Below are 12,831 nucleotides of genomic sequence, written 5' to 3'. Positions count from 1 at the left end.
TTTAAGTTCGGTTAAAAAACCGCTTCTTGGTTCCAGTTGTCAAAGAACGGTGTTTCTAGAAATAATTGCGACACAGTCTGAATTAAGTATTAGTGATTGTTTAGCGTAAATCACTAGAAAACCCACGGGCGTAAGCCCGTGGATGAAGAACTTCCACTGTCGGGTTTTTGACAGTGGACAAGCGAAGCTTGTAATCAAGTAATGCCACGGGCGTAAGCCCGTGGTAGTTGACTGCTTAGAATTTGGATCTTAGTGATTGTGTTAAACTATGCTTGTAGTAGAATTTATGTGTAAAGGGAGAGTTTAAGCCGATATGAAAAACTACGGTAAACCTAAGCTGGCGCTTACCATGGGTGATCCTGCGGGAATTGGTCCGGAAGTGGTTCTTAAATCTTTAAAGGAAATAGTAAAATTTGCCGATCCTATAGTCATTTGTGACTATGAATTTCTTAGAAAAGAAGCAAAAAGGTGTAAAATCAAAGTACCTGATGTCTTTTATGTTGATATGGGAAATATTGGCAATAAAAAAATAACAAAAGGAAAGATAAGCGCGCTTTGCGGGCGGGTTTCTTATGATTATATTGAACTTGCTGTTCTTTTAGCAAAGCAAAAGCAAGTCGAAGCTATTGTCACGGCTCCCATCACAAAAGGATCTTTTCACGCTGCAGGGATAAAATTCCCGGGACATACCGAGATGCTTGCAGCGCTTACCGGCACAAAAGAATATGCGATGATGCTTACCGGAGGAAATCTCAGGGTAGTCCTGGTAACTATTCATACATCCCTCTCAAGTGTTCCGGGTCTTATAACGAAAGAAAAAGTTTATAATAAAATATTCCTGACCGCTTGCTGGTTGAAAAAATTCATGGGGATAAAAAAACCGGTGATAGCCGTTTCAGCCCTTAATCCTCATGCCGGAGAAGGCGGAATGTTCGGCAAGGAAGAGTTAAAAGAAATAATTCCGGCAATAATTAAAGCAAAAAAGATGGATAACGTTGATGTAATAGGTCCGGTCGTACCGGATACCTTGTTTTACAAAGCAAAAAAAGGAATGTATGATGCTGTAATCTGCATGTATCACGACCAGGGTCTTATTCCCTTGAAAATGACTGCTTTTGATACCGGAGTGAATGTGACAATGGGGCTTCCTATAATACGTACTTCTCCTGATCATGGCACTGCGTATGATATTGCAGGCAAGAACCTGGCTAATCCGGAAAGTTTTATAGAAGCCGCAAGGCTTGCCGTGTTCATGGCTAAAAAACCTTTAAGCAGGCGGAAATGAAAGTTTATTCCTACTCCAAACTATCCACCTTTGAAAATTGCGCTTTTCAGTATAAACTGAGATATATTGAGAATATTAAAGTTGATAAAGATACTATAGAAAGATTTCTCGGAAATATCGTGCATTATACTCTGGAGTATACTTATTTGAACAGGGAAAAACTTCTAAAGAAAGACAATCCAAAAGAAGCTATAGTCCAACTTTTTAGGCATTTTTGGGCAAAGGGTTCGGAAAATACAACTGATTTTAAAGAGTTTGGCGGGTATAAAAGTTCGATTGTCGTTGTAAAACGCGGACGCGGGCCCGAAGATTATAAAACCATGGGTGAAAGATGCATTGAAAGGTATTTTGACGCTTACTTCCCTTTTGACCAGAATAAAGTTCTCGGTATGGAAGAAAGAATTCAGATAAAATTGGATCCCGAAGGTGTATATCTCCTAAACGGTATCATTGACCGCCTGGATGAAACTCCTGCGGGAGATATTGAGATACATGACTATAAGACGGGAGCAAACACCCCGAGTCAGGCAAAGATAGAGAAGGAAAGACAGCTTCCTTTATATCAAATCGGCATCGCCGCGAAATTCCCCGGAAAAAAGATAACTCTGATCTGGCATTACCTTATGTCCGGAAATGAGTTCCCTCTGGTCAAAACAGAAGAGCAGCTGCAAGGCGTAAGGTCCGAAACGATGAGCGTGATCAATGAAATAGAAAGCACAACAGAGTTCACCCCGCATAAAGGCCCGCTCTGTAATTATTGCGAATATTTTGGAACATACTGCCAGAAGTAGAACAATTACAAAGTACAAAGTTCGAATGACAATATAATGTAGACGCTATATCCGGTTTAATTAAGAAGACCCTTTTTCAAAACAACTTGTAAATATAGGGCTATTGCGAAAATGGGCGATTAGCAACGCTGTATTGTGCAATATATGATTGACATAAATGTATATATTGTGTAAACTATGATTGACACAAAATATATGCATTGTGGGGATATAATGACTGAAGAATTATTTTATCGATTGATGGCAGAGTTTAACGGGTGGTGGAAAACGGGTAGCGTTAATAAAGAGCTTTGTCCTGAGACAAAAAGAAAAGTATTCGGCAGAATATTGGAATATGTAGGTAAACCGCAGATTATCGCCATAGAAGGTCCGAGAAGGGTGGGCAAGTCAACTTTAATATTTCAGATCATTGAGCATTTGCTTAAAACCGGTGTTTCGCCAAAAGAAATACTTTATTTTTCCTGGGATGAAAGCATTACTTCTAATGAACAATCAGGACTTGACCGCCTTCTTGAAATATATCGCGAAAGAATAGCTGAAGATGGAAAAAATCCCGAATATATATTCATAGATGAAATCCAGTATCTTGATCTTTGGCAGGTGCATATTAAACGCTTCTATGACCTGAATAAGGGAACGAAAATATTTATTACAGGTTCCGGCGGGGTTGAAATATCACAGAAAACCAAGGAGTCTCTTGCGGGAAGAGTTTATAAGTTTGAACTCCTACCTTTGTCTTTTAATGAATACCTGGAGTTTAAAAAAGTCCAAAATCCGGGAATGAAATCGGAAGAACCTGTTCTTATGTATGAAAAGTTAAAAAAGAACCTCCCTGACTTTAGAGTAATAGAAAAACATTTTGAGGAGTATATCCGGAGAGGCGGCTTTCCGGAAGTTACTGAAGAGCCCAGTAAAAATGTGATATATAAATACCTGTCCGAATCTGTGATTGACAGGGAAATTTATAAGGACATTCCCCAGGCTTTCCATTTGAGAGAAGTGCAACTTCTCAAACATCTTTTTAATTATGCTTGCGAGAATACGGCCCAGTTATTTGAAATATCGAATCTTGCAAAAAACTTAAAAGCATCAAGAGAGGTCGTCGGGAATTATATTTCGTTCTTAGAGCAGTCGCGTTTGATTTGTGTAGTTGAAAATTATGCAAAATCCGATATAAACCGTGCTCGAAAGTCGAAGAAGATCCTTGTGGCGGACCCCGGGCTTGCCGTAAGTGTTCTAAAGTATTATGATGACTTATTTATTAATAAGGATTACCTCGGGCATCTTGTTGAGACCACAGTATTGCTGCATGCGTTTAGAAAATTTGAAGCCGTTAATTTCTACCGTGATTCAACTAAAAGAGAAGTGGATATTATTACCAGGACAGGAAAAAGCGTGCTTCCGATAGAGGTTGGTTTTACCGAGGAGATCCATTCCATTGCTAATTTAGAATATTTCATGAGTAAAAACAACCTATTGACCGGTATGTTGCTTTCTAAAAAACAAATGGAGCTCAGAAAAATAGGCAATAAAAAGATCGTTATTCTCCCGGTCTCAATATATCTTGGAATGGGCGACATTTATTAAGAATAGGCAAAAGCTGTCGTCCCCCTCTAAAAGTAAATGACCAATTCTTTCACGTGAGTAACCTGAGCAACGTGTAACGTTCTAACGGCTGGTATATAAATTAATAGCTTGTTAATCAATAAATATAGGGAGTTACAAAAAATATGCCCAGCGTCACAGTAATAAGCCTTGGATGCGCCAAGAACCTTGTGGATACGGAAGTAATGCTTGGATCTCTCCGTAAATCGGGGTTTGAGATAACTAACGAGCAGGATTCTGCGGATATTATTCTCATTAACACCTGTTCGTTTCTTTCTGCTTCCAGGAAGGAGGCGGCTTCTGAGATAAAGTTTGCTCTTAAGAATAAAAAAACTGGAGCTAAGGTGGTCGTGGCGGGATGTTTTGTGGGGAGACAGGGGAATGAACTAAAAAAATTATTCCCCGAAATAGATATTTTCCTTCCGTTTTCCTCTATTCCTGATGCTGGAAAGATTTGCCTGACGGCACTTTCAAAAACAGGTAAAATCAAAATTAAAAGTGACGATAAAACATTTATCTATAACAGTAAACTCCCGAGAGTTATGGCGACACTTCCGCATTATGCTTATGTAAAGATTGCTGACGGATGTGATAATAGTTGTTCTTACTGTCTGATTCCTTCTATTAGAGGGAGTTTCAGGAGCAGGAAGAAGGAAGATATAGTAGCGGAAGTGAAAACGTTGGCGTTGCTCGGAGTGAAGGAGATTAATCTTATCTCCCAGGATACGACCGGGTACGGCGAAGATATATATTGTAAGCCGGCATTACCGGGACTCCTTAGAGAGCTTTCAAAGATAAATGGGGTTAAATGGATACGGCTTTTATATCTGTATCCCTCCAGGATAACGGATGAGCTCCTTGACGTGATGGCCTCCCTTCCTAAAATTGCGCCTTATTTTGATATACCTCTTCAGCATACCGAAAGCAGGATTTTAAAGCAGATGGGACGGTTTTATAATAAAAATGATATAGCAGTTCTCATTAAAAAGATCCGAAGCAGGGTAAAAAACGCTGTGCTTAGGACAACTCTTATCACGGGTTTTCCGGGAGAGACGAAAGAAGAGTTCCAAAACATGCTTGAATTTATTAAAGAGTTTAAGTTTGATAAACTCGGAGTTTTTGAGTACTCAAAAGAAAAAGGCACGCGCGCGTATACTCTTTCCGGTACGGTCAGTAACTCTGAAAAAACAAGAAGAAAAAACCTGTTAATGAAAGCCCAGCAAAAAGTATCTTTACAATTGAACAAGTCTAAGATAGGGAGTAAAATACAAGTGTTGACCGATACAGTTGTAAATAAAACGGCAACAGGCAGGCGCGCTGCGGATGCTCCGGATGTCGACGGAAGAGTTTATTTTTATGCCGGCAGCGGAGTTAAAGCTGGAGATTTGGTGGCGGTAAAAGTTAAAAAAGCACTGCCTTACGATCTTATTGGAGAAGCGGTTGGATATAAAGCTTAACTACTCAAATACATTGACTATGGCAAGGATTGGTTTTATTCCTTTTTTTCTTGTTTTCCTTTTTTCTAAAATGACCTATGGTTCGACAATAGCCTTGTTCATATTTATTGTTGCCTCCTTGACTGATTGGTACGACGGACGCCTGGCCAGGGAAAGAAACGAAGTAACCGAATTTGGTAAATTTCTTGATCCAATTGCGGATAAGCTGCTGGTTTTCTCCGCTTTTATTTCTTTTGTACAACTGGAGCTGGTGCCTACCTGGATGATAGTTGTTATGATTGGCAGGGAGTTTTTGATAACGTCTCTTAGAATGGTTGCAATCTCAAATCAGAATAATGTTCTTCCCTCAGAGCTGTCCGGGAAACATAAAACTGCCTGGCATATAGCTACTATAATAACAATACTTGTAATTATATCTTCGCAAAAAATATATGATTGGAAAGCTGTTCTGGAAAACAACGGAGATGCAGGTATGCATTTGTCCGCTTTTATAAAGACAATACCTTATATAATGACGGTTATTTGCGCGGTGTACTCCATCTATTCCGCGTATGATTTTATCAAGAAGAATCGGGGACATTTTTTTGAAAAACCTGCTCATTAAAATACTCGCCTCAGGTTTTGGTACGGGATACTCTCCTTTTGCCAGCGGTACCGCAGGGACTCTGGTCGGGGTTGCTCTTTTCTATCTGCTCCCCCTGTATTACGTTTTGCCCGCCGCTGTTATAATATTTATAGCCGGAGTCTATCTTTCGACTGAAGCGGAAAAACTTTATAAAAAGAAAGATTCAGGAAAGATTGTCATAGATGAAATAGCAGGCTATCTTTTCTCCATGGCATTTTTACCAAAGACCTGGATTTTTGCTTTAGCAGGTTTTTTCTTTTTCCGTTTATTTGATGTCTGGAAACCCTCCCCTGCCAGAGAATCCCAGGAACTAAAAGGCGGCTGGGGTGTGATGACTGATGATCTCATCGCCGGAATATACACGAATGCAACACTGTGGGCAGGAGTACTGGTACTGAAATACTACTTCTCTCGTTAAGAAAGTCAAATATGTTGTACGTTCCACGTTACTCACGTAAAACCAGTCCATAAGGTTTGTAAAAGTCGTAAAGTTATTTTTACTGCATAGGAAAGTATACCCTTGCGGGCACAAGTAAAATACTTTCCTATCTCCGCTTGATTTGCTTCACAAATCATAACAGCTGGGACTGCGAAAATCGCCTGATATTAGTGATAAAAGTCATCGACGAAGGCGATTTTCTTGAAGGTGGTATTTCATCTGTAAAAACTCCTTATTTTAAATCCAGCCCCTAGCACCCAGAACCTAGAACCATGACTTTTATGACGTTATGCCAAAGAAAACCCCGAGCGTGAGCTCGTGGGATGAATTTGGCATGAATAATTAAAAATCTCCTATCGTCGAAACTCCGTGCGTAAGCTCGGAGAGGTTCATAACTTAAACAACACCGATTCAACAAGTATCTTACCGTTCAAATCAAGGACTTTTCCTACGGCTTTTTTTTCTGTTAATTCCAGCATCCCAAAAGTCAGTGTCTGGCTTCTGTTATCTCCCGCTTTTAAACTTCCGGGATTTAAAAAGAGGGCATCGCCTTTTATCATAGCTTCATAAAGGTGGGAATGACCATAAAGATAGATATCAGCCTGATTTTCTATTGCGACTTTACGGGGATTAATATCTTCCGGTAGGTCCTGTTCTTCCTGTTTGTCGGAATGTGTCAAAAATATGTTAAACCCTCCAATTTCCTTAAAGAATCTGTTTGGCACTTCTGGGTTTTTGTATTCAGGTTCATAAAGTCCCGGAACACGGAATACCTCGTTTGAATATTCAAAAAGAACCTCTCCGTCCCTATAGGAGTCCCCGAGATGAATAAAGATAGCTGCGCCTTCTGTTTTTGCGGTTTCTGCGGCTTGTCTTAATCCGTTTTCATTCCGGTGGGTGTCGGAAAATATTCCGATTATGATTTTGTGCATCTTATTTTGCATCTCTTGCATTTGGAATTGCAGGGCTCCAGATGAAACATTATATCCGTGTTTCTTAAGAGCTTCTTAATGTCTTTTTCAATATGATGGGTAAGCTTGTGCGCTTTATCAACACTCAGCCCTCTGGATACGACCAGGTGGAGATCTATATATGTATAGAATCCGGACCTCCTGCTTCTTAATTTATGAAAATCAATGAAAGTGTCGGAATTTTCAAGTATTGCTTTTTTTACGATGGCTTCCTCTTCTTCGGAAATCTTGGTATCGACAAGGTTAAGTATTGCATCCTTGGTAATCTGAAAAGCTGCGAAAGAAATCCAGATCGCGGTCGCAATTGCTATTGTCGGATCAAGATATTCTACATGCGGAATTACACCTTTAAGAAAGTGTATGAGAATTAAGGCGACAAAGACTCCGAGAGAAGTGTAAACATCTGTCTTTAAGTGCCACGCATCCGCATCCAGAGCGTCGGATTTTGTTTCTTTTGCGATTCTAAAAAGATAGCGCGAAATTAAAATATTCGCAACGGTGGAAATAAACATTACCCCGATGCCTGCGCCGATTATATCTATTTTAATACCGTGAACAATTTTACTGTAGGCCTCATGAATGATAAGATAAGCTGCAAAGAAAATAAGAAGACCTTCTATTAAGGCCGAAACGCTTTCCACTTTGCCATGCCCAAAATGATGTTTTTCATCCGCAGGTTCGGCTGATTTAACGACAGAGTACCGGGCAATTATTGCCGCTAAAAGGTCAATTCCTGAATGTATAGCTTCTGCAATAATACTGACAGCTCCGGACATAACCCCGACAAGTAGTTTTAATACTACCAACCCCGAGTTGGATATTACCGAAAAGTTAGCCGCAAACTTTTTTTTCCTGTTTAATTCTGACATTTGTTTTGTCGACATAATATGTAATGTAACATATCGAAACATCAAAATCAAATGATTTACAGGGGATTTCAACTGTTTAATACATTATTACCGATAGCCCGACTATTTTAAGCTATATTTACACCTTATTACTTGCGAATCTTTTAAGTGATGAAAAACAATTACTATCAGACATGTACAAACATTTTTTTGATATTTCGCCGTTTCCCGTACTTCACTGACCAGTTACAAAAAAATAACAAAATCGATTGACAAAATATATTTACGAAGGTATACTAACATGTATTAGTAGGTTACTGATAAACTCAATATTTCGTTGTTTGTGTTATTTAATTTGCCCCTATAAAAAAAAATTATAGTTGCGTTTATAACAATTTCTATTGTTATAAACTTGCTGATAAAATAGCGGGATATTTTAACACGGAGCGCCTGCACTCGTACAACGGGTATAAAAGTCCCGATCAGGCAGAAAAAGACTATTACCAACTAAACAAGTAGTCCTCTGAACCGGGGAAATTGCAAAAGACATTACGTCAATGAGGGCGAGAAGTTTCACTATTTTGAAAAACAAGTAAATTCGAGTTTCAAAGGAGAGAAAAACATGTCATATAAAGCTAACATAATAGCAGCAAGTTCATTTGAGGATTGGCCTGGAAAAACAAACAGTCCTTGGGGTTTTGAGCAAATGGTAAATGGAACAAATTATGGTTGGGCAGAAAGAGATACTGGAGAAAAAGATGGTTTTGGAGGAGAATATTCGGCAAAAGTACATTCATTAGGGGCTGGAGCTGAAGGGATAAAAATTAACTTAAATAAATTAAAACCTAGTACAACATATAGTGTATCAATAAGGGTGAAAGCAACAAACGAACAAACAGCAAAAATATGGACAACGGGAGGTAGTACTGATTTATCTCTATCTACAAATAGTACTTCGTGGGTTACATTAACGGGTACGTTTGTTACAGATGGTACTCCTACTGATATAGTTTTAAAATTTGGCGCTGATAATGCAGGGGACATCCTTTGGATTGATGAACTTTTTGTTTATGATACTACAACTAATTTTGATTATGGCTTTAGTTTAAATGAAAGCAGCGATGGTTGGATTCCCGTGTTCGAGACCTGGACATATAGTTCTTATGATGCAACCACGAATACTACCACATTAAATGTTAGTGGTAGGCTTGAGGGTAAATATATGGCAGGAATGAAAATTAGACTTGAAGTATCGGGTTATGCACAATATTATATAATTACAAGAGTAACTAGTACGATAACCTTATGGGGTGGAAATGTTAATTCTTTAAGTAGTAATCCATCAAATATATTTTATTCTACTCATAAAGCGCCTTTTGGATTTCCGGTGGATCCTGCTGTGTGGACTATTGAGGTTATAGATACATCAAACAGGACTCAAGCAACACCAACACAAAATACATGGTACAATATTGGAGGAAGCATTGTTCTACCTATTGGTATTTGGGAAGTAAGTTATCAGTGTATTATTTCAAATGGTACAGCTAATAAAGCAGTAGCGGTAACACTTTCTAACGCAAACAATACTCAGCTTACACAGAACTATACTGCGGGTTATAATGATAATGAACAAGCATCTGCTTATTTTTACATTAACCGTTCACTGGGGAGTATAAATCTTTCTGCTAAAACGACATACTATCTTAATTTGAGGAGTGTTTCTGCATCTTCTGGGACGTTAATTATATTTAATTCTGGAACTGCATCAATTATAAGAGCGGTGTGTGCATATCTATAATAGGAGAGTGTCTTTCGCAAAAGCAGAAAAATAATATTTGCAAATAATGGCATTATCTATTTTTCTATGGTAGTGCCATTATTTATTTATGCTAGGGGGAGAGATGAAGTTATCGATTAGAAAAAAAATTGATTTTGATTGGGTAAATATAATGAATTTTTATAAAAAGAATGTTACAAAGGAATCAATAGTTCTTGAAATTGGGGCGTCTACTGTTCAAAGAACAAAAGAATTGGGTAAATATTGCAACAAATTGATTGGTATTGAATACAATATTGAAAGAAAACCTAAAAATTTTGATAATGTAGAATATTTTCATGGAGATTGGCAAAAACTCACAGATGTAGTACAACCGGGAACAATAGATATTGCAATTGCTTCTCATGTTATTGAACATATTCCTGATGACTTTGCCGCAATAAATGAGCTATATACAGTGTTAAAACCAGGGGGAGTAGCTTTTATAAATACACCTAACAGAAAAAGATTGGCAAGACGGATAATTGAAGTATTTACAGGAGAAAGAAAATTCCCTTATTGGGAGCATATAAGAGAGTACACTGAAACAGATTTTGATAGTTTACTGAAAAAAACACTTTTTAAAAAGTATGATATTTTGCCTGTTGTATTTGGGCTACACGGTGGAAAAGTTTATTTTTACTTTGAAAAAGTTTCAAAACCTTTTAGAGAGTTTTGTAACTTTTGGCAAGTCAATCTTTATAAATAGAGCCTTGTTAGACCTAAGCCAGACGGTAAATGTCTATGTCCACCCCTGTTCAACATCACAATTTGAGATGTTGAACATTCGCTATATTTTGCAAGGGTTATTTAGAACGTGTGTATTAAAAAATAATAAATATATGTTAAAATCTAATAACAAAATAATTGACAAGGACAAAATATGAAGAAAAATAATAAGAAAGTTGATATCCGGAAAGCCTCTTCCGCAAAGACTATTGTTTTAGCCGGAATTATAATATGCTGCATTCTTGGATATTATATATATAACCTGCCTGCTTTCTGGGTCAGGCCTGCGACGGCGGAGTTTTCACCTGAAGAAGGGAAAGGTCTCTATTTAGGGATGTCTATTCCCGAGCTAAAGGACGTCAAGGGCAAAATATCTTTTTATAAGGACGGCAAAATATTTGTTAAAAAAATATATTATGACAGAAAAATAGGCGGTCAGCATTTTGATAACGGGCACTATTCTTTTAATTTCTACGGCAGACTGGTAAATTTGGGTTTTAGCCGGCATCTGAAAGAGGATGTTATAGAAAAAGAAAAGTATGAATATATTAAATATTTTATTTCGAAATACGGAACTGATTATAAAAAGGGAATCTGTGTGTTTAAACCGTATTCAAACAAGAGATTTGTGTATAACCTGTTTATTTGGGAGAAAAAGGATGCGAGAATAGTTCTGGAATTTTCCTTTTATGATAATAGCAAAACAGGTTATTATTGCAAAAATCAGGGGATATATCTGAGTATTGACTATCCTAAAGTTTCAAGCGAAGGTTCTTACAGTACGGTCATTGAAGATCCGGAAAATCCGGAAATTAAAGAAACACTCGGTCTTCATTTTCCGGATTTAGAGAAAAAAGTTGCGGAGCCTGCAGCTTTAGAAAAGACTAAATAGAAAGACTGACAGAATACTTGTATCTGCTTTTTTGTGTATACCCTTCCGTAACAGGAAAATTAAATTTTGGAGGTAATTATGAATTTGGATACAATAAAAACTCTTTCGGTCAAGACCGGTTCGAAAATTATGCTTTTAGTTATGGACGGCTGCGGGGGGTTAGGCAGTCCTTCGACCGGAAAGACGGAATTGGAAACTGCAAAGAAACCCAATCTGGATCAGCTTGCGAAAAAAGGTGTTTTAGGGCTTTCCCATCCGATAGGACGGGGCATTACTCCGGGAAGCGGTCCTGCTCATCTTGGTCTTTTTGGCTATGACCCGCTTCAATACCTGATCGGAAGAGGGGTCTTGGAAGCGCTGGGTATAGGATTTCATATGACCTCAAAGAATATTTCTGCCCGGGCGAATTTTGCCACTATGAAAGACGGTATAATTTTGGACAGAAGAGCGGGCAGGATCCCGACGGATAAAAATATTGAGATAGTAGGTAAACTTACAAATGCAATCAAAGAGGTCGACGGAGTAAAAATAATATTTAAAAATGGGAAAGAACACAGGTTTGTGGTAATACTGGAAGGTGAAGGGTTGGAAGACGGACTTTCTGAGACAGATCCTCAGAAGGAAGGGCTTAAACCTCATTTGGTAACGGCAATAAACCCCAAAGCACAAAAGGCCGCCGATGTTCTCAATAAACTTATGATGAAGATAAATGAAACTCTTAAAGATGAACCCCGGGCAAACACCTGTTTGCTTCGCGGTATTGCAAAGTGCCCGCATATTCCTTCTATGAGCGAAGTGTTTAAAATAAAACCGGCTTGTATCGCAAATTACCCGATGTATAAAGGTCTGGCGACACTCGTTGGCATGGATCTTCTTCCCACCGGAGATACCATTGAAAGTGAATTTGATACTTTGGAGGCAAATTTCAATAACTATGATTTCTTTTACCTGCATATTAAAAAGACGGATTCTTACGGGGAAGACGGCAACTTTGAAAATAAAGTAAAAATAATAGAAGAGGTGGACAAGCAGATACCCCGGCTTACCAAGCTTGGCTTTGATGTTATTGTTGTAACCGGAGATCACAGTACTCCTTCGGTATTAAAAGGACATTCGTGGCATCCAAATCCTTTTGTGCTGGTCTCAAAATATCTTATACCTGACGAAGCTGAAACTTTTAATGAGAGAGAATGCAGAAAAGGCGGGTTGGGCCAGTTTTTAGCCGTGGAAGCAATGCCTTTGATGCTTGGCCACGCAGGAAAACTCGAAAAATATGGAGCGTAATACAAATAATTACTAATGCAGACTGTGTCGCAATTATTTCTAGAAACACCGTTCTTTGACAACTGGAACCAAGAAGCGGTTTTTTAACC

Annotated in this window: 12 protein-coding genes; 10 read left to right on the top strand and 2 right to left on the bottom strand. The window is 38.3% G+C overall.

Features of this window, described 5'->3' with window-relative positions; all coding sequences use genetic code 11:
* Positions 1-313 precede the first annotated feature (313 nt).
* The 6 genes from A2536_02995 to A2536_02970 all read left to right on the top strand — a co-directional run bounded on the left by A2536_02995 (position 314) and on the right by A2536_02970 (position 6,181).
* Positions 314-1,285 (top strand): 4-hydroxythreonine-4-phosphate dehydrogenase PdxA, encoded by a 972-nt coding sequence (locus A2536_02995; GenBank protein ID OGF47362.1) that lies wholly within the window; start codon positions 314-316, stop codon positions 1,283-1,285.
* Entirely contained in the window at positions 1,282-2,076 is a 795-nt protein-coding gene (locus A2536_02990) for a hypothetical protein (GenBank protein OGF47361.1), read from the top strand. Before A2536_02995 ends, A2536_02990 begins: the two co-directional genes overlap by 4 nt.
* 213 nt (positions 2,077-2,289) lie before the next feature.
* On the top strand, positions 2,290-3,663 hold the full coding sequence (locus A2536_02985) for a hypothetical protein (protein ID OGF47360.1): 1,374 nt from the start codon (positions 2,290-2,292) through the stop codon (positions 3,661-3,663).
* A gap of 143 nt (positions 3,664-3,806) precedes the next feature.
* On the top strand, positions 3,807-5,138 hold the full coding sequence (locus A2536_02980) for a ribosomal protein S12 methylthiotransferase RimO (protein OGF47359.1): 1,332 nt from the start codon (positions 3,807-3,809) through the stop codon (positions 5,136-5,138).
* Positions 5,139-5,157: 19 nt separating this feature from the next.
* Positions 5,158-5,742: a CDP-diacylglycerol--glycerol-3-phosphate 3-phosphatidyltransferase gene (locus A2536_02975; GenBank protein OGF47363.1), complete on the top strand. Its 585-nt coding sequence runs from the start codon at positions 5,158-5,160 to the stop codon at positions 5,740-5,742.
* Complete coding sequence (locus tag A2536_02970; GenBank protein OGF47358.1) at positions 5,723-6,181, top strand: hypothetical protein; 459 nt, start codon at positions 5,723-5,725, stop codon at positions 6,179-6,181. The genes A2536_02975 and A2536_02970 overlap by 20 nt, the downstream gene beginning before the upstream one ends.
* Before the next feature lie 410 nt (positions 6,182-6,591).
* Here the strand turns inward: A2536_02970 and A2536_02965 are convergent, their stop codons facing one another.
* The gene (locus tag A2536_02965; GenBank protein OGF47357.1) at positions 6,592-7,146 is read right to left on the bottom strand and encodes a hypothetical protein; all 555 of its coding nucleotides are present in this window, start codon (positions 7,144-7,146) and stop codon (positions 6,592-6,594) included.
* Positions 7,119-8,057 carry a hypothetical protein gene (locus tag A2536_02960; GenBank protein OGF47356.1) on the bottom strand — a complete coding sequence of 313 codons (939 nt, stop codon included), beginning with the start codon at positions 8,055-8,057 and terminating at the stop codon, positions 7,119-7,121. The genes A2536_02965 and A2536_02960 overlap by 28 nt, the downstream gene beginning before the upstream one ends.
* Positions 8,058-8,643: 586 nt before the next feature.
* On the opposite strand from A2536_02960, the gene A2536_02955 reads away from it, so the two are divergent.
* From A2536_02955 to A2536_02940, 4 genes are all read left to right on the top strand, one after another.
* Positions 8,644-9,819 (top strand): hypothetical protein, encoded by a 1,176-nt coding sequence (locus A2536_02955; protein ID OGF47355.1) that lies wholly within the window; start codon positions 8,644-8,646, stop codon positions 9,817-9,819.
* Between the two features lie 103 nt (positions 9,820-9,922).
* Positions 9,923-10,546 (top strand): hypothetical protein, encoded by a 624-nt coding sequence (locus A2536_02950; protein OGF47354.1) that lies wholly within the window; start codon positions 9,923-9,925, stop codon positions 10,544-10,546.
* A 174-nt stretch (positions 10,547-10,720) separates the two neighbouring features.
* Positions 10,721-11,458, top strand: coding sequence for a hypothetical protein (locus A2536_02945; protein OGF47353.1), 738 nt, complete (start codon positions 10,721-10,723; stop codon positions 11,456-11,458).
* A gap of 78 nt (positions 11,459-11,536) precedes the next feature.
* Positions 11,537-12,742, top strand: a complete 1,206-nt coding sequence (locus A2536_02940; GenBank protein ID OGF47352.1) for a phosphoglycerate mutase — start codon at positions 11,537-11,539, stop codon at positions 12,740-12,742.
* Positions 12,743-12,831 lie beyond the last annotated feature (89 nt).

The sequence above is a fragment of the Candidatus Firestonebacteria bacterium RIFOXYD2_FULL_39_29 genome, from assembly GCA_001778375.1.
GTDB lineage: Bacteria > Oederibacteriota > D2-FULL-39-29 > D2-FULL-39-29 > D2-FULL-39-29 > D2-FULL-39-29.
This window is presented reverse-complemented; position numbering and strand designations above follow the sequence as displayed.